Origin of the sequence: Actinoplanes oryzae, from assembly GCF_030757795.1 — a bacterium.
GTDB lineage: Bacteria > Actinomycetota > Actinomycetes > Mycobacteriales > Micromonosporaceae > Actinoplanes.
In genome coordinates, this window is record NZ_JAUQWH010000013.1 from 24,869 (window position 1) to 42,105 (window position 17,237).

Here is a 17,237-nt window from a genome sequence, read left to right on the forward strand (position 1 = left end):
CCTTGGGTTCATGACATCCCCCGCCGAACGCTACGCGGAGTCTCGACGGCGGGCGGCCCGCGTGGCCGAGTTCCCGGCGCTGGACGACTTCATGCTCGACGTCGGCTTCGACCTGGACGACTTTCAGCGGCAGTCGTGCGAGGCCCTGGAGAAGGGCAGCGGCGTGCTCGTCTGTGCCCCGACCGGGGCCGGCAAGACGGTGGTCGGCGAGTTCGCCGTGCACCTGGCGCTGCGCGCGGACGGCTCGGGCACCCGTCGCAAGTGCTTCTACACGACCCCGATCAAGGCCCTGTCCAACCAGAAATACCACGACCTGGTCGAGCGCTACGGCGCCGAGAAGGTCGGCCTGCTCACCGGCGACAACGCGATCAACGGCGACGCGCCCGTGGTGGTCATGACCACCGAGGTGCTGCGCAACATGCTCTACTCGGGCTCGGCGAGCCTGCAGGGCCTGGCGTTCGTGGTCATGGACGAGGTGCACTACCTCGCCGACCGGTTCCGCGGCGCGGTCTGGGAAGAGGTGATCATCCACCTGCCCGCCTCCGTGACCCTCGTCTCCCTCTCGGCCACGGTCAGCAACTACGAGGAGTTCGCCGACTGGCTCGTCACCGTGCGCGGCGAGACCGAGGTCGTCGTCAGCGAGCACCGGCCGGTGCCGCTGTGGCAGCACATGCTCGTCGGCAAGCGGATGTTCGACCTGTTCCACGACGCCGACGCCGCCCGCAAGCACGACGTGCACCCCGAGCTGCTGCGCTACACCCGCGAGATGCTGCGCCGCCTCGAGATGACCGACCGCGCGGCCGGCCCGGGGTGGAACGCCCGGGGCGGCCGCTCCCGCCGCTGGCAGCCGCCGCCGCGCCCCGAGGTGGTCGACCGCCTCGACCGGACGAACCTGCTGCCCGCGATCTTCTTCGTGTTCAGCCGGGCGGGCTGCGACGCCGCCGTGCAGCAGTGCCTGTCCGGCGGGCTGCGGCTCACCGACCACGAGGAGCGCGCGCAGATCCGGGAGATCGCCCAGGCCAAGGTGGCGAGCATCCCGCCGGAGGACCTCTCCGTGCTGGGCTACTGGGAGTGGCTCGACGGGCTCGAGCGCGGCGTCGCCGCCCACCACGCCGGCATGCTGCCCGCCTTCAAGGAGGCGGTCGAGGAGTGCTTCGTGCGCGGGCTGGTCAAGGCCGTCTTCGCCACCGAGACCCTCGCGCTGGGCATCAACATGCCGGCCCGCTGCGTGGTGCTCGAGCGGCTGGTGAAGTTCAACGGCGAGGCCCACGTCGACCTGACCCCGGGGGAGTACACGCAGCTCACCGGGCGTGCGGGCCGCCGCGGCATCGACGTCGAGGGGCACGCGGTGGTGCTGTGGAGCCCCGAGGTCGACCCGCGGCACGTCGCCGGGCTGGCCTCCACGCGCACCTACCCGCTGCGGTCCAGCTTCCGGCCGTCGTACAACATGGCGGTCAACCTCGTCGGCACGGTCGGCGCGGAGAAGTCCCGCGACCTGCTCGAGTCGTCGTTCGCCCAGTTCCAGGCCGACCGCTCGGTGGTGGGCCTGGCCCGTCAGGTGCAGCGCAATGTCGACACCATGGGCACCTACGCCAAGGACGCCGAGTGCCACCACGGCGACTTCGACGAGTACTTCGCGCTGCGCATCGCCATCGCCGACCGCGAGCGCGCCATCGCCCGGCAGGGCTCCCAGCAGCGCCGCGCCGCCGCGGTGTCCTCGCTGGAGCGGCTGCGCGTCGGCGACGTCATCCGGGTCCAGCAGGGCCGCCGCGCCGGGCTCGCCGTGGTCCTCGAGCCCCCGGGCGGCGGCTTCGGCGAGCCGCGCCCGCTGGTGCTGACCCAGGACCGCTGGGCCGGCCGCGTCGGCCCCGGCGACTTCCCGGCCGGCGCCGAGGTGCTCGACCGCATCCGCGTGCCCAAGCACTTCAACCCGCGCTCGCCCGCCGCCCGCCGCGACCTGGCCGCCGCGGTCAGCGCCACGGGCTACGACCGGCACGAGCGCCCCTCCGGCGGCCGCCGCCGGGGCAAGGGCGTGGCGCCCGGCGAGGACCCGGAGATCGCCCTGCTCAAGGTCCAGCTCCGGCAGCACCCGTGCCACCAGTGCCCCGACCGCGAGGAGCACGCCCGCTACGCCGAGCGCCGGCACCGCCTCGAGCGCGACACCCAGGCGCTGCGCGACAAGGTCGCCGGGCGCACCGGGTCGCTGGCGCGCACCTTCGACCAGGTCTGCGCCGTGCTGACCGAGCGGGGCTACCTGTCGGCGGACGGCGAGGTCACCGAGGCGGGCCGCATGCTGGGCCGGATCTGGACCGAGGCCGACCTGCTCGTCGCCGAGTGCCTGCGCCAGGGGGTCTGGGAGGGGCTCGAGCCCGAGGAGCTGGCCGCGGCGGTGTCCATGGTCCTCTACGAGTCGCGCCGCGAGGGCGACGAGCGGGCGTCGGTGCCCAAGGGCGCCACCACGACCGCGGTCGAGGCCACCCAGCGGCTGTGGGCCGGGATCGAGGCCCAGGAGGCCGATCACCAGCTGTCGCTGACCCGCGAGCCCGACGCCGGGTTCGTCTGGCCGATGTACCGGTGGGCCCGGGGCGAGCCGCTCGCCAAGGTGCTGGCCAGCGGGCACAACTACGACGCGGACATGCCGGCGGGCGACTTCGTGCGCTGGGCGCGCCAGGTGCTCGACCTGCTCGCCCAGCTCAAGGACGCCTCGGCGGCCACCCCGGCGGTCCGGGCGGCGGCGCGCAAGGCGATCACGGCGGTGAACAGAGGCGTTCTGGCATACCAGACCGCCCTCTGACAGGGCATCATTTGCTCCGGAGCAACAGTTTCGCCGGGCGGACCGGCGGGGTAGTCACCGCGGGACGTGACGGCCGGGAGGTGGATGTGACCGAGGGCGGGCAGACGTGGGCTGCGGCGCTGCACCGGCTGTGGCGCTCGGTCGCGACCATCGGCGGGCGCGAGGAGCTCGCCGCGCTGGTGCTCCCGCCGCTGCAGGCGCTGCCGGGCGTGGTGGCGGTCTGGGGACTGCGGCACACGGCGGGCGGCGCCGGGTTCGCCGCGCTGCGCTGGCGGGGCCTGCCCGTCGACGAGGCGCAGGCGGCGCAGCTGCTCGCGGCGCAGCCGGTCGGCTCCGCCGGCGCGGCCACCCCGCCGGGGCTGGTCGCCTCCGGGGAGACGATTCCGGCGGAGCTGCGCGGGCGGGGCGTCCACCAGGTGATCGCGGCCGGGTTCGAGGTGCCGGGCGCGCTGTCCGGCACGATCCTGCTGCTGGCCGACGCCGGCGCCGACGCGGTGTCCCTGGCCGAGTGCCTGGGGCACGTCGTCGACGTGACGCGGGAGGCGGTGCGCCGGCTCGTGGCGCGCCGGGCCGACGAGGAGCAGCAGGTGCGCGACGCGCTGCTCGCCGAGGCGTCGCTGCAGATGGACGCCGTGCTCGACTCGGGGCAGACCCTGCAGCGGGTCGCCCGGATGGCGGTGCCGGCCGTCGCCGAGGGCTGCCTGGTCTACGTGTGCTCCGACGACGTGCTCGGCCTGCGCAGCGCCGTGCACGTGGACATGCGCAAGCTCGACGCGATGCTCGCCGATCCGGCGGCCGCCGGGACGCTGGCGGAGCTCGCCGACCGGTCGGTGCGGGGCGGGCCCGAGCGGACGCGGGCGGTGGCGGGCTGGTCGCGTACGGTCGATGCGCAGGTCCTCCGCGCCCGCGGGCGGGTCGTCGGGGTGCTGCTCTTCCTCTTCGACCGCGGCGACGAGCTCATCCCGTCACCGGCCTTCCTGCGCGACCTGACCTACCGGGCGGCGCTCGCGATCGACAACGGCGAACTCTACGAGCAGCGCCGCCGCGAGATGATCGCCCTCCAGCAGCACCTGCTGCCCCGCCGCCTGCCCGCCCCGGCCGGGGTGGCGCTCGCCGCGTCGTACACGGTGGGGGATCAGGTTTTGGAGGTCGGCGGCGACTTCTACGACGTGGTGGTGCGCGCCGACGGCGTCATGGCCGCGCTCATCGGCGACGTGTGCGGGCGCGGGGTCGAGGCCGCCGCCCTCACCGGCATGTCCCGGCACACCCTCGGCACGCTGCTGCAGGAGGGCGTGTCCCCGGCCCGGGCCCTCGGCCGGCTCAACGCGGGCCTGCTGCGCGACGGCTCGTGGCGCTTCGTCACCGCCGGCGTCGCCCTCGTCCGGCCGGTCGACGGCGGCCTCGGGGTGCAGTGGACCTCGGCCGGCCACCCGCCGCCCGTGGTGCTGCGCCGCGGCGGCCCCGCCGAACCGGGCCGCGGCGGAGGTGTCCCGCTCGGCGTGGTGACCAAGCCGACGATCGCCCGCTCGCGGCTGCGGCTCGATCCGGGCGACACGCTGCTGATGTTCACCGACGGGCTGACCGAGAGCCGGGACGCCGGCGGGCGGCTCTTCGAGGACGCCGGGCTGGCGGCCGCCCTCGACAAGCTGAGCGGCGCGCCGCTCGACGAGCTGGTCCACGAGCTGAGCCGGGCCGCCGCCGAGTTCGGCACGACCGGCGCCGACGACATCGCCGTGCTCGCCCTGCAGGCCGAGGACCCGTCGTGAGTGACTGGCGCCGCAGGTTGAGGAGCTTTGGTGAGTGAGTGGCGCTGCACGTTGAGGAGCTTGGGTGAGTGACTATCTCGTTCTCGTCGTCGAGGATTCCGACGAGGACGTCGAGGCCATCGGGCGGGCGATCGGGCGCTCGCATCCCGGCGTGCGGGTGGAGTTCCTGCGCGCCGGCACCGAGGTCCTGCCGCGGCTGACCGCCCCGGGCGCCGAACTGCCCCGGCTGATGCTGCTCGACCTCAACATGCCCGGCGAGGGCGGGCTCGAGGTGATCCGCCGGGTCCGCGCGGAGCCCGCCCTGGCCGGCATCAGGCTCGTGGTCTTCACCTCCTCGGAGGATCAGGCCGAGGCGGACGCCTGCTTCGCGGCCGGGGCGGACAGCTACATCTACAAGCCGATCAACTTCGCGCTGTTCCGCACGGTGCTGCGCCAGACCCTCGACTACTGGGGGAACGTCGCCCCCACCGTGGTGCCGCCGCCCGGGGACTCCGCCACCCGCACCTGACCGCCGTGCCGCTCGACGATGCGGCGCACGATCGCCAGCCCGGCGCCGGAGCCCTCGCCGCCCGAGTGCAGCCGCCGGAAGAGCTGGAACGCCTGCTCGCGCAGGTGCGGCGGGATGCCGATGCCGTTGTCGCGGACGACGAGCTCGTCGCCCTCCAGCGTCACGGCCACCGTGCGCGGACCGTCCGGCCGGGCGTACTTCGCGGCGTTGACCAGCAGGTTCACCAGCACCTCGTCGAGCAGCACCGGGTCGGCGTGCACCCGGTCGCCCGCGGGCGGCAGCTCCACCGCGACCCCGGCCTCCTCCAGCCGCGGACCCGCCACGTCCAGGGCCCGCACCACCGCCGCCCGCAGCCCGAGGCGCTCGCGGCGCAGATCCGCCCGGCCCAGCCGCGAGTAGTGCAGCAGCGAGTTGAGCAGCTCGTCCATCCGGGTCGCCAGCCGCTGGATGGCCGCCAGCCGCCGGGTGGTGTCGGCGTCCATCGTGGCGCCCGCGTCCTCGACGATGAAGGCCGCCTGGTTCGCGATGCCCCGCAACGGCTCCTTGAGGTCGTGCGCGGCGGCGTGCGCGAACGAGTCCAGGTCCACGTTGCTGCGGTTCAGCTCGGTGTTGAGGGCGGTCAGGTCGCGGGCGTGGGTCACCGCGATCTCCACGATCGAGCGCCCCAGCTCGACGGCCATGGCCAGGTCGGTCGGCGACCACGGGCGGCTGCGGCCCCGCACCGCGGCCCGGAAGACCGCGGTGGAGCCGCGCGGGGTCAGGCGCTCGCCGTACGTACCCAGGAGGACGGGGTTGTCGGGGTCGGCCGCCCACCGGCGCTCGACCGCGCGCTCGCCGCGCAGCCAGACGATGCAGTCGCCGGCGCCGCTCACCGGCAGCACGAGGGCGCCGGCGACACCCGGGACCGTCACGTCCAGGTCCTCGGCGAGCCGGTCGCTGTGCCAGACCTGGCCGGCCTCCAGCGGGGGCAGGGCGTCGAGCAGGCCGGTCGCGCTCTCCGGGCCCACCAGCTTGCCCTGCATCCGTACGGCCACCGCGTCGCACTCCACGACCCGCTCCAGCCCCTGGGGCACGGTCGCCCACGATCCGTGCAGGTCGGCCGTCAGCCGCCCGAGCAGCCGGGCGATCTCCGTCCGCGCCCGCTCCCGGGCGGCCGTCTCGTCGCGGTCCCGCAACGCCGCCAGCTGCAGCGACAGCGCGACCCCGAAGAACTCGCACGCCGACCGCACCTGCGGGCCGAGGATCTTCGGCGCCCGGCCGTGGCAGGCGATGAGCCCCCAGAGCCGGCCGCCGGACAGCAGCGACACCGACATGGACGACACGACGCCGATGTTGCGCAGATACTCCAGGTGGAAGGGCGACACCGTGCGCAGCACCGACAGCGACAGATCCAGCTGCCCGGTGCCGGTCAGCCGGGCCGTGTCGTCGTCGACGTCGGTGATCACGCGGATCCAGTTGCGCTCGTAGAGGCGGCGCGCCTGCGGCGGGATGTCCGTCGCCGGGAACCACAACCCGAGCCACGGCTCCCACCCCTCGGCCACCTCCTCGGCGATGACCTCCCCGGGCCCGTCGGCCGACTCGAACCGGTACGCCACCACGCGCTCGTAGCCGGTGATGGCCCGGACCTCGCGCACGGCCGCCTGGCAGGCCTCCACGACGGTGCCCGCCCGCTGCAACCGCACGAGCGCCTGCTGCACCGCGCGGAACTCCGCCGGTTGCTCGGACACCGGCTCGAACTCCAGCACCGTGTGCTCGCCGGACGTGTGCACGGTGACGTCGAACGCCTCCAAGGCCAGCGTGTCGGCCCCGTCGTCGAGCGCCTTCCGGTGCTCGGCGCTCAGCAGCCGCTCGACGGGCGCCCCGAGCAGATCCGCCTCCCCGAGCACGCGCGCCGCGTTGTCGCTCACGACCGTGATCCGGTCGCCGCGGAAGGCGACCAGCGCCCCGTACGACTGGATGCCCCCGAGCAGATGGATCGGCTCCCGCACGCACTCCGCCAGGTCGAAGGTCGTGCCGGTCTCCCGCTCGGCGGCCGCGGCGCGCCCGGTCAGCCACTCGTCAGTCACCCGGTGACCTTAACCGCCCCGGGCGCGCGCTTCCGGACCGTGCCGATTTGTCGCCGTCCGCGGTCCCGGCGGCGGCGGTCCCCGGCGGCGGTCCCGCGGTCCCGGCGGCGGAGCATGGCGGGTGCCGCGCGATGCCCGGCCCGCCGCACACCGACACGGGGCGCTGCCGGCGGTCCGGGCCGCGCGCGGCGAAATGGCAGCGACGCGGCCCGCAGCGACGCCGCCCGCAGCGGCTGGCGTCGTGAGGCGGCCGGCGGCGGGGCGGGGAAGCGGGCGGTCGGTCAGGGCCAGGTGCGGGCCTCGGCGTCGAAGAGGGCGGGGTCGCTGTGGACGGGGATGACGCAGAGGAGGTGGCCGCCCGGGGCGCGGAGGATGTGGCAGTCCAGCCAGCGGTTGATCTCGACGGCGCCGAGGGCGGTCAGGCGGGCGGTCTCGGCGTCGATGTCGTCGGTCTCGATGTCGACGTGGTAGCGCGGCTCGTCGCCCGGGCCGATCTGCTGGACGCCGACGGCGAGGCCGGGGAATGCGCCCGCCAGCATGCGGAACTGCGGCTCGTGCGGGTCCGGGGCGGCCGGTGTGCCGAAGACGCCGGACCAGAAGGCGCCGGCCGCGTCCGCGTCCGGGGTGTCGAGGAACAGGCCATAGAGGCGGCTGCGATGCATCCGCCGAGACTAATCTGGGACCGTGCTGACGGATCTTGATGTGGCGAGGCGGGCGGCGGAGGCGGGGGCGGCGGTCGCGTTGCGGCACTATGCGGCGCTCGCCGATCTGCCGCGGGAGGTCAAGGCGGACGGCAGTGTCGTCACCGTGGCGGACCGTGAGACCGAGGCGGCGATCCGGGCGGTGCTGCGCGCGGAGCGGCCGGGGGATGCGGTTCTGGGCGAGGAGGGCGGTGCGACCGGCGACGGCGACCGGCGGTGGATCGTGGATCCGATCGACGGGACGGCGAGCTTCGTGGCCGGGGACGATCGGTGGCTGATTCTGATCGCGCTGGAGGAGGCCGGGGAGATCACCGCCGGCGTGGCCGCGATCCCGGCGATGGGCCAGGTGTGGTGGGCGACGCGCGGCGGGGGAGCGTTCACTTCCGACGGTACGGGTGAGCGCCCGGTCCACGCCGGCACCGACCGGCCGGACGTCCTCGACGGCAGCACGGTGGGCGTGATCCCGGCGCCGCCCAACTATCTGGAGTCCGACCGCCTGATCGCCGCGCCGCTGGTCGCCCGGGCGCTCGAGACCCAGTGGGAGCTGCACGCGGCGCTGCTGGTGGCGGACGGCAAGATGGATCTGGCGCTGCAGACGCGCGGGCAGGTGTGGGACTTCGCCCCGACGTCGCTGATCGTCACCGAGGCGGGCGGCGTGCACGGCGGCAGCGACGGCATCCGGGGTCCGCGGGCCGGGGCGACGCTCTTCGCCCGTACCCCTGGGCTCTGGAAGGCCGCCGCCGCCGGGCTGTGGGATGCCTAGGGAGCCTGGTGCAGGGTGGCCGCCAGGGCGATGCCGGCGGCGACCGAGAGGGCGACGCCGATGATGCCCAGCGCGCGGCCGATCAGCGCCGGGCCGACGCCGTGGGCGCCGCGGCCGCGGAAGCTGAGCACGACGGCCACCACGCCGAGCACGCCGCCGAGCAGGCAGACCGACGACGGCACCGACAGGATGCCCAGCGCCAGGGCGGCGCGGCCGGCGTTGCGGCTGGGCGGTGTGGGCGGCGCGGCGTTGCGCGGGTCCCACTGCAGGCGCGGCGGGAGGTCCTGGACCTGTTCGAGCAGATCCGACGCGTACGTGGCCGTGCTGACCGCCACGATCCGGCTGTCGTACTCCGGCTCGGGCAGCTGCCCCTCGGCGAGCGCCTGATTCAGCAGGTCGATCACCTGGGTGCGGTGGACCGTCCCGATCCGCTCGTCCTTCATCGCGCGCACAGTAACCCGCCCCGGCCGTGCTGCGCAGGCGATCGGCAAGATCGGGACGGGCGCGGGGCGCGTAGGCTGGGCCGGTACCGTACCGGCGCGCGTTCGGAGGAGGTGGTCCCGGCGCAAGGGCTCCTCCGGACGCAGGTGACCACGGTGGCGACCCGCCTGGCCGGGTGGCTGGCGCGCAGGGCCGGGCTCGACGAGCGGCCCCGGGCGGTCGTGCTCGTCGGCCTGGACATCACCGGGTTCGGGCGGCGCGCCTTCGCGGACCAGCGGCGGCTGCGCCGGCGTCTCTACGCGGCGGTCGGGGCGCTGCGCTCCGGGCTGGGGCGGATCATCCCGCACGACGTCCTCGACCGCGGCGACGGCGTGCTGCTCCTGCTGCCGGGCGGCACCGATCCGCTGCGGGTGGTCCGCACGGCACTGCCCGCGCTGGCCCGGCAGGTGGACGACGGCAACCGCGGCGCCGGTGACGCCACGATGCTGCTGCGGTGCGTCGTGCACACCGGGCACGCCCAGCGCGACCGCTGGGGCTGGGTCGGCGACGACGTCAACCTGGTGTTCCGCCTGCTCGACTCGCGCACCCTCAAGCTGCGCCGCCGCGAGCACCCGGCGGCCCTGACCGTGGCCCTGTCCGAGCCCTTCCACCGGCTGGCCTGCGAGCGGCTGGCCGGACCCGCGCCCGCCGACGCCGGCCAGGACCTGCAGAACCTCGTCAAGGAGCTCTGGCACGATAAGCTCACCCAGGACACGTTCCGGGTGAAGGAGTTCGAGGAAACCGCCTGGACCGCCGCCATCACCGGCGGCGATCACCACCAGTAGTTGTCCTGCGGCTGGTAGGGGGCCTCCAGCTCGGCGATCTCGGCGGCGGTGAGCTTGAGCTCCAGGGCGGCGACGGCGTCCCGCAGGTGGTGCGGCTCGGTGGCGCCCACGATCGGGCAGGAGACGACCGGTTTGGCGAGCACCCAGGCCAGGGCGACCTGGGCCATGGCGACGCCGCGGCCCTCCGCGACCCGCTGGATCGCACCGACCACCTGCTCGTCGGCGGCGCGGTCGAACGCCCGGGCCACGGCGTCCGCCGACGAGCGGGCCGTCCGCTCGCCCCACGGCCGGGCCGCCCGCCCCTTGGCCAGCGGCGAGTACGGAGTCAGCCCGACCCCTTGGTCCAGGCACAGCGGGATCATGTCCCGCTCCTCCTCGCGCTTGAGCACGTTGTACTGGTCCTGCATCGCCGCGAACGTCGTCCACCCGTGCAGCACCGCGGCGTGCTGGAGCTTCGCGAACTGCCACGCCCCCATCGAGGACGCGCCGAGATAGCGCACCTTGCCGGCGCGGACCAGGTCGTCGAGGGCTTGCACGGTCTCCTCGACCGGCGTCTCGGGGTCGAAGCGGTGCAGGTAGTAGACGTCGATGTAGTCGGTGCCCAGCCGGCGCAGCGAGGCGTCGGCCTGCTCCAGGATGGCCTTGCGCGACAGGCCGCTGCCGCCCGGGCCGTCGTGCATCTTGCCGCTGACCTTGGTGGCCAGGACGATGTCCTCGCGCCGGGCGAACCGGGTGATCGCCCGCCCGACGAACTCCTCCGAGGTGCCGCCCTGGTAGACGTTCGCGGTGTCCCAGAAGGTCACGCCCAGCTCGACGGCCTGCCGGAAGAAGGGCGCGGCGGCTTCCTCGCCGAGGGTCCAGCGATGCATGCCGGCCGCGGCCTCGCCGTAGCTCATGCAGCCGAGTCCGATGCGGCTCACCCGCAGTCCGGTCCGGCCCAGCCGGGTGTATTCCATGCGCTACTCCGGGGCGTGCAGGGTGATCGTGGTCCAGGCGCCGACGTGGACGCGGTCGCCGTCGGCGAGGGGCCGGCTGTGGCCCTCGGGCAGCGGCGTCTGCTCGTCGTTGAGGTAGGTGCCGTTCGTCGAGCCCAGGTCCGCGACCAGCCACACGCCGCTCACGCTCTGGGTGAGCAGCGCCTGGTGGTGGGAGACGCCGGGGTCGTCCTCGCTGAGGTCGATGTCGGGCGTGGTGCCCTTGGCCACGCTGCGGCGGCCGATGCGCAGCTGGGGCGGTGTGAGCGTGACCTCGCGGGTCGACGTCTTGTCGGGGAAGTCGACGCCCTCGATGCCGTTCGCCTCGAAGTAGTCGCGGTCCGCCGCCACGGTGGCAGTCCACTCGGCGGCGCGGGCGGGGAAGGCGGCGGTGGCGGGAGCGGCGGTGGCGCCGGGGGAGGGGGAGGCGGCGGGACCGGGAGAGGGGGCATCGGTCTGCGGGGCCTGGGCGGGAGCGGCCGGCGACAGGACGGGCACCTTGCCGGTCTGGTGGTCGTACCCGCAGTCCTCGCAGAAGCGGCCCGCGCTGAGCCGCGGCATGCCGCAGTTCGGGCACGGCTCGCCGCCCGCCGCCGGGGCGGCCGCGGCGGCGTCGGGAGCGGCGGCCGGAACGGGCGCGGGGGCACCGATCTTCGCGCCGCAGACGTCGCAGAAGTCGTCCGTGCCCGACTCGTGGCCCTTGGGGCAGATCGCGGTCACTGCTGCCGTCCCACCCGGACGGTCTTGGTGGACCGGGTGTCGAGGGCCATCTCGTCAGCGGCGTCGATCGTGCGGCGGAGCCGGACCGTGCCGGTGGCGGCGTCCTCGATGTCGACGACCGTCGAGAGCAGCTCCTCGGTGGCCGTGTTCCCGCTCTGGTGCGCCAGCTGCGCCGCGCGACCGAATTTGATCGTCGCGGTGTGGTCGTCGCCGTGCTTGCGGGCCTCGATGCCGGCCTGGATGGCCTCGGCGAGCTCGGCCTGGCCGGTGTAGTGCGCGACCTGCCGGTTGATGCGCGTGGACAGCGCCGCGTCGCCGGTCCACACCGCGCGGACCAGGGCCTGCGTCAGCACCGTGTCGCCCTCCATCACGGACAGCCGGGCCGCGAGCATCTCGTCGCCGGCCACGCCCGCCGGGACCTGCACGCAGATGTGGTAGTCGCGGCTCTCCGCGCCCCACGCCCCGAGCGGGTAGAGCCCCGTGCGCGGGCCCTCCTCGACGCGCTTGCCGGTGAGATCGACGACCTGCGGCTCGACCTGCTTGACGAAGCGGATCACGCTCTTGATCGGCGTCCACACCTTGAGCTGGACGTCGCCGCTGGTCTTGCTCATGGCGGCGGTCATCATCTGCTCGAACGCGGCGGTGAGGTCCTGCGGGCGGGCCACGATGTCCACCGTGCCGAGCAGCGCGTTCGCGATCTTGCGCAGCTCGGAGACCTGCCAGTTGGTGCCGACGCCGCGGCAGTCGCAGGTGAACGAGCCGCCGATCTCGACGAGCACGCTCTCCAGATAGCCGCCGTACTCGCCGTTCTCCCCGTCGGTCAGCAGGATCGCGTGCGCGATGTCGCCCGGGCGCAGCCCGAAGAGCCGGTGCGCCAGCTTGAGCCAGGCGCCCATGGCCGTACCCCCGTTGGCCTGCAGCCGGTCGATCGCGCGGACCGCCTCGGCGCGGGTCTGCGGGGTGGACACGGCCAGCTCGCCGGGGTCGGGGAAGAGCTGCTGCGCGGTGCTGACGCCGGCGATGATCGCGAAGTGCACGCCGTCGTCGATGCACCCGACGGCGGCCTTGGCGGCCTGCCGGGCGGCGGCCATGCGCCCCTCGGCCTGCATCGAGCCCGAGCAGTCCACGATGATGATCTCGGTCGCGCCGCTGGTCCGCCGCCCGCCCTCCGCCCCGGACGACGTGACGGTGACGATGGCGTCGACCTCGGTGGCGCCCAGCGCGAGGTACTCGTTCTGGAACGCTTCGGCGGTGTAGGCCATGCACATCCTCCCTAAAGGGCTAGCAGAGCGACGGTGATGTTGTCGGCGCCGCCGGCCTCGACGGCCAGGGTCACGAGGGCCCGGGCGGCGTCCAGCGGACCCGGGGTCTCCCGGACGGCGGTGCGGACGGCGGCGGCGAAGTCGTCGAGGTCGAGGCGGTAGTTCCAGAGGCCGTCGGAGCAGAGGACCAGCGTGCCGGGGCCGTCCGGCCGCAGGGTGCCGGTGCGGGGGCGGACGGTGCCCGCGTCGGCGCCGAGCCAGGCGGTGATGGCGTGGGCGTTCGGGGCGGCCAGCGCGGCGCGGGGGTCGACGCCGAGCGCGATGGCGTGCGCGGCCCACGAGTCGTCCTCGGTGAGCTGACGCGCCTCGCCCGTCGCCGGCACCCAGTACGCCCGGCTGTCGCCCACCCACCCGTACCCGATCGTCTCCCCGCGCCGGCAGGCTGCCACGATCGTGCACGCCGGATTGGACACGGCCCGCCGCGGATCCCCGGAGTCCGCCAGCGCGGCCACCGCGTCGGCCGCCGCCCGGATCGCCGCGCCCACGTGCTCGGCCGGGTCGTCGGCCGGTCCGGCGAGCACCTTGCCCGCGGTCTCGGCGGCCGTCTCGGAGGCGATGTCGGGGTCGAAGGAGGCGGACACCCCGTCGCAGACCACGACGTCGGCGTCGGTGCCGCGCACGGCCAGCCACATCGCGTCCTCGTTGCGGTGGTGGCGCAGCCCGCGGTCGCTCACCGCGGCGGCCACCTCGTGGGCGTCCGCCTCGACGTGGTCCCGGGGCCGGCCGGCGAGCATGCCGCAATTCTCGCAGTAGCCCTCCGCGCCGACCGTGCCCGTGGCCCCGCAGGCCCCGCAGTCGGTGCCGGGCGCCTGCTCCGCGCCCGTCGCCAGCGCCTGCCCGCAGCTCTCGCAGAACGCCGCGCCCGCCTCCCGCTCGTCGGGGCAGGCGGCGCAGTCGGCCGGCGCGCTCACGTCCGGGTCCAGGGCCGGGCCGCGTTGGCCAGGTCGACCAGGCGGATCCGCTCCGCACCGGCCGCCGCGCGCGCCATCTCCCGGTACGCCGCCTCCAGCGCGAACCGCACGTCCCGCTCGGCCGCGTGCCCGCCCGGGGCGGCACCGTCCCCGAGCACCGCCACCGGGAGCTTCGCCCCGTTCGTCATCGCCGTCAACGCCCGCTCCAACAATTCCGCCCGCAACGCCGCCAGCTGCGCGGACTCCATCTCGAGACGCTCGATCATGCCGGCCGCGGTGGCCAGCGCCGTCACGTCGGCCAGGCTGCCCTGCCGCGACCGGACCAGCGCCCGCACCGCGTCGACCTGCGAGGTCCGGTACGCCGCGGAGGTGCCGGGCACCCGGTTGTACGCCTCGACCGCCCCGTCGCGGTCGCCGGCCTCCAGCCGGCATCGTGCCAGACCGCCCGCCGCGGTGGTGTAGGCCGGGTCGGTGCGGCTCACCACGTCGTAGTACTCCGCCGCCTCCGCGTGCCGCCCGGCCGACTCGAGGCTCAGCCCCAGGGCGAGCTTCGGGGCCGGCTCGCCGGGCAGCGCGGAGTAGACGGCGTCGAAGCGGTCCCGGGCCCGGCCGGTGTCGCCGCCGGCCAGCGCGAGCAGCCCCTCGTACCAGGCGACCCGCCAGTCGTGGCCGAACTCGGTGACGATCGCGTTGAGCAGCCGCGCGGCCTCCGCGTGCGCGTCGCGCCCGAGCTCGATGTACGCCCGCAGCGCCCGCAACTGCACCTCGGCGGTGTGCTCCGGCGCCCGGCCCAGCAGCGCCAGCACCGCCCGCGGGTCGGTGACCGTGACCGAGGCGAGGAACGCGGCGGCCGGGTCGGCGAGGTCCACCAGCGGCACGGGCAGCCAGCGCCAGTCCGGCCCGTCGTCGTGCGCGTGGCCGCCCTGGGGGCGTACGTCGATGCGCAGCTCGCCGGTGAACAGGCGGGAGGGTGCCGGCCGGGGTGTGCCGTCGGTGGCCAGGACCTCGCGCAGCACGCCGAGCATCTGCTCGGTCATCTCGGCGGTGTCGGCGAACCGCTCGGCCGGGTCGGGGCGCGTGGCGCGCTGCACCAGCCGGTAGAACGACTCGTGCCGCTTGTACACGTCGACGTCGTCGCGCGCGGGCAGGCTGTCGCGGTGGACGGTCTGCACGGTCCGGAAGTCGGTGGCGAGGACCGCGAGCGTGCGGCCGATCGTGTAGATGTCGCTCTGCGGCGACGGTCCCGCCTGGGCGATCTCCGGCGCCTGGTAGCCCAGGGTGCCGTACAGGGCGGCGTCCTGGTCGTCGATGTGCACCACGCCGCCGAGGTCGATCATCTTGACCTGGTCGCCGGTCTGGATGACGTTGTCGGGCTTGAAGTCGCAGTAGATCAGCCCGCGGTCGTGCAGGTAGCCGAACGCCGGCATGATCTCCAGGACGTAGGCCAGCGCCTGGTCGACGGGCAGCGGGTCCGGCTGCCCGGCCCGGGCCCAGCGCTGCTTGAGGATGTCCTTGAGCGAGGCGCCGCCGACGTACTCCATGACGATGTAGCCGGCGCCGTCGTGCTCGACGAAGTTGTAGATCTTGACGATGCCGGGGTGCTCGACCTCGGCGAGGAACCGCCGCTCGGCCACCGCGGCGGCCAGGGCGTCGGCGCTGCCCGCGTTGAGCAGGCCCTTGAGCACCACCCAGCGGTCCGACACGTTGCGGTCGGTGGCCAGGTGGATCCAGCCGAGCCCGCCGTGCGCGAGCGCGCCGACCACCACGTACTGGCCGGCGACCAGGTCACCGGGGGACAGCTTCGGCGCGAAGTCGAAGGGCTCGCCGCAGGACGGACAGAAGCCGGCGGTACGCCCGGGACGGTCGCCCCGCGCGCGGCCGACCGGGTTGTTGCAGTTGGGGCAGTAGCGCTTGTCCTCGGGCACCTCGGCGACGGGCATCACGGCGCCGGCCGGGTCGCGCGGCGGCAGGGGCGCGACGTCGACGAGCCCGCCGCCGAAGCGCCGCCGCGACCCCGTGCGGGCGCTGCCGGTGCGGGCGCTGGCGGTCCGCGTCGTCGCCGTGGAGCGCGGCCGGCGCGCCGTCGCCGTGCGCTCGGATCTGGCACCGACGGCCGGAGCCGGCACCGGAGCGGGGGCCGGAGCAGAAGACGCGGGCGGCGCCACCGGGTTCTTCGACGGCGCCATGCCGCACGTGTTGCAGTAGCCGTCCTCGATCGTGCCCCGGCAGTTGCGTGCACACCTCACGGCCGGACCTCCCTCTGCGACGGAGCCGGGCGGGTCAGCGCCGCCACCGCCTCCTGATAGGCCGCCACCGCCGTCCGCGCCTCGTCCAGCGCGCACGGCGCCGTGGTCAGCACCTCCTGCACCCGCTCGGCCAGCGGGGCGAGGGTGGGATCCTCGGCCAGGCCGCGCCCGGCCGCCTTCGCCCGGTACGCCGAGAACCGCCCGCGCAGCTCGTTGCGCTGCGCCAGCAACCCGCTGTTGTGCGCGGTGGCCGCCTGCAGCGCGGCCAGCCGCTCGCGGGCCGCCCGGGTCCAGGCCGCCAGCCGCGGGCTCATCGGCCCCCACTGGCCGGCCGCGGCCAGCGCGTCCAGCGCCACCAGGTCCGGCCGCAGGTCGGGGCCGCCCGGCACGGCCAGGTCGTGCTCGCTGAAGCGGGTGCCCGCCGCGTGCTCGGCAGCCGCGGCGGTCAGCGCGGCCTCGGCCAGCGCGGCGGCCAGCTTGTGCGCGTCGGCCAGCCGCTGCACCAGCGACTCGCGCAGCTCGCCGGCGGAGGTCCGCTCGGCGTCGGCCTTCTCCAGCAGGAACAGCACCGCGTCGAGGGTCGTCTCGTCGCAGCCCAGCGGGTCGGTGGCAAGCGCGGCGGTGAACCCGTCCAGCCGCCGGTCGGCCTCCTCCAGGGTCACCGAGCGGGTCAGCCCCTTGAGGTGCGCGACCCGGGCGGCGGCCGCGGCGGCGGCGGGCATCAGCCGGTGCCAGTGCTCGCCGGCCTCGGTGACCACGGCGACCGCGGTGGCGAAGGCGGCCTCCATCGCGGACAGCAGCTCGCCGGGCGTACAGGTGGTGCTGGTGTGCCGGGCGCCGAGCAGGCCGCGGCGGGCCAGGGGCACGGTGGTCGTCGACAGCGTGATCGAGCTGCCCAGCACGCGGTGGGCGTAGTCGGCGCGCTCGCGGTCGGAGAAGCGGCGCTGCGAGCGGACCGCCCGGGCCTCGTTGATCACGGTGGTCAGCATCGCGTACCCGTCCCACAGCTGGCTCAGCGCGGTGGTCGCGTCGGCCCACTCCCGGGCCGTGCGCCCGGTCAGCGGCCCGCGGTCGAGGTCCTTGCGGGCGCTGTTGTCGTCGAGGTCGACCAGGTTGGCGGCGATCGCGGTGACGGCCCGCTCGAGGCGGGCCAGTTCCGCGTCGGCCCGGTCGACGGGGGAGGGTCGGGTCATCGTCGTGG

General features: G+C 75.0%; 14 protein-coding genes. 5 read left to right on the forward strand and 9 right to left on the reverse strand.

Annotated features, from left to right (window positions below):
• Positions 1–10 precede the first annotated feature (10 nt).
• The 3 genes from RBH18_RS06980 (at position 11) to RBH18_RS06990 (ending at position 5,068) form a co-directional block, all read left to right on the forward strand.
• A complete protein-coding gene (locus RBH18_RS06980) occupies positions 11–2,794 on the forward strand; it encodes a DEAD/DEAH box helicase (RefSeq protein ID WP_306205121.1) in 2,784 nt (927 codons plus the stop codon).
• Positions 2,795–2,874: 80 nt separating this feature from the next.
• Positions 2,875–4,560: a PP2C family protein-serine/threonine phosphatase gene (locus RBH18_RS06985; RefSeq protein WP_306205122.1), complete on the forward strand. Its 1,686-nt coding sequence runs from the start codon at positions 2,875–2,877 to the stop codon at positions 4,558–4,560.
• A 64-nt stretch (positions 4,561–4,624) separates the two neighbouring features.
• Positions 4,625–5,068, forward strand: a complete 444-nt coding sequence (locus tag RBH18_RS06990; protein ID WP_306205123.1) for a response regulator — start codon at positions 4,625–4,627, stop codon at positions 5,066–5,068.
• Here the strand turns inward: RBH18_RS06990 and RBH18_RS06995 are convergent.
• Both RBH18_RS06995 and RBH18_RS07000 read right to left on the reverse strand, forming a co-directional pair.
• Positions 5,005–7,134, reverse strand: coding sequence for an ATP-binding protein (locus tag RBH18_RS06995; protein WP_306205124.1), 2,130 nt, complete (start codon positions 7,132–7,134; stop codon positions 5,005–5,007). The genes RBH18_RS06990 and RBH18_RS06995 overlap by 64 nt on opposite strands.
• A gap of 281 nt (positions 7,135–7,415) precedes the next feature.
• Positions 7,416–7,796 carry a VOC family protein gene (locus RBH18_RS07000; RefSeq protein WP_306205125.1) on the reverse strand — a complete coding sequence of 127 codons (381 nt, stop codon included), beginning with the start codon at positions 7,794–7,796 and terminating at the stop codon, positions 7,416–7,418.
• A gap of 22 nt (positions 7,797–7,818) precedes the next feature.
• On the opposite strand from RBH18_RS07000, the gene RBH18_RS07005 reads away from it, so the two are divergent.
• Positions 7,819–8,598 carry an inositol monophosphatase family protein gene (locus tag RBH18_RS07005; RefSeq protein WP_306205126.1) on the forward strand — a complete coding sequence of 260 codons (780 nt, stop codon included), beginning with the start codon at positions 7,819–7,821 and terminating at the stop codon, positions 8,596–8,598.
• Here the strand turns inward: RBH18_RS07005 and RBH18_RS07010 are convergent.
• The gene (locus tag RBH18_RS07010; protein WP_306205127.1) at positions 8,595–9,041 is read right to left on the reverse strand and encodes a DUF1707 SHOCT-like domain-containing protein; all 447 of its coding nucleotides are present in this window, start codon (positions 9,039–9,041) and stop codon (positions 8,595–8,597) included. The two genes, RBH18_RS07005 and RBH18_RS07010, sit on opposite strands and share 4 nt — an antisense overlap.
• Positions 9,042–9,194: 153 nt before the next feature.
• Here RBH18_RS07010 and RBH18_RS07015 point away from each other — a divergent pair, with 153 nt between their 5' ends.
• Entirely contained in the window at positions 9,195–9,863 is a 669-nt protein-coding gene (locus tag RBH18_RS07015; RefSeq protein ID WP_306205128.1) for a nucleotidyl cyclase domain-containing protein, read from the forward strand.
• Here RBH18_RS07015 and RBH18_RS07020 read toward each other — a convergent pair.
• From RBH18_RS07020 to RBH18_RS07045, 6 genes are read right to left on the reverse strand one after another with little or no spacing between them, the layout of a single operon-like run.
• On the reverse strand, positions 9,851–10,819 hold the full coding sequence (locus RBH18_RS07020) for an aldo/keto reductase (protein WP_306205129.1): 969 nt from the start codon (positions 10,817–10,819) through the stop codon (positions 9,851–9,853). The two genes, RBH18_RS07015 and RBH18_RS07020, sit on opposite strands and share 13 nt — an antisense overlap.
• 3 nt (positions 10,820–10,822) lie before the next feature.
• On the reverse strand, positions 10,823–11,557 hold the full coding sequence (locus RBH18_RS07025) for an FHA domain-containing protein (RefSeq protein WP_306205130.1): 735 nt from the start codon (positions 11,555–11,557) through the stop codon (positions 10,823–10,825).
• Positions 11,554–12,819 (reverse strand): vWA domain-containing protein, encoded by a 1,266-nt coding sequence (locus tag RBH18_RS07030; RefSeq protein ID WP_306205131.1) that lies wholly within the window; start codon positions 12,817–12,819, stop codon positions 11,554–11,556. The genes RBH18_RS07025 and RBH18_RS07030 overlap by 4 nt, the downstream gene beginning before the upstream one ends.
• 11 nt (positions 12,820–12,830) lie before the next feature.
• Positions 12,831–13,790, reverse strand: coding sequence for a protein phosphatase 2C domain-containing protein (locus tag RBH18_RS07035; RefSeq protein WP_306205132.1), 960 nt, complete (start codon positions 13,788–13,790; stop codon positions 12,831–12,833).
• Positions 13,787–16,036, reverse strand: a complete 2,250-nt coding sequence (locus RBH18_RS07040; protein WP_306205133.1) for a serine/threonine-protein kinase — start codon at positions 16,034–16,036, stop codon at positions 13,787–13,789. The genes RBH18_RS07035 and RBH18_RS07040 overlap by 4 nt, the downstream gene beginning before the upstream one ends.
• Positions 16,033–17,229, reverse strand: a complete 1,197-nt coding sequence (locus RBH18_RS07045) for a hypothetical protein (protein ID WP_306205134.1) — start codon at positions 17,227–17,229, stop codon at positions 16,033–16,035. Before RBH18_RS07045 ends, RBH18_RS07040 begins: the two co-directional genes overlap by 4 nt.
• Between the last annotated feature and the right edge of the window lie 8 nt (positions 17,230–17,237).

Coding starts and splice junctions, on each gene's coding strand:
- RBH18_RS06980 (WP_306205121.1), top strand. CDS start 11: ATGACATCCCCCGCCGAACGCTACGCGGAGTCTCGACGGCGGGCGGCC.
- RBH18_RS07000 (WP_306205125.1), bottom strand. CDS start 7,796: ATGCATCGCAGCCGCCTCTATGGCCTGTTCCTCGACACCCCGGACGCG.
- RBH18_RS07010 (WP_306205127.1), bottom strand. CDS start 9,041: ATGAAGGACGAGCGGATCGGGACGGTCCACCGCACCCAGGTGATCGAC.
- RBH18_RS07020 (WP_306205129.1), bottom strand. CDS start 10,819: ATGGAATACACCCGGCTGGGCCGGACCGGACTGCGGGTGAGCCGCATC.
- RBH18_RS07030 (WP_306205131.1), bottom strand. CDS start 12,819: ATGGCCTACACCGCCGAAGCGTTCCAGAACGAGTACCTCGCGCTGGGC.
- RBH18_RS07045 (WP_306205134.1), bottom strand. CDS start 17,229: ATGACCCGACCCTCCCCCGTCGACCGGGCCGACGCGGAACTGGCCCGC.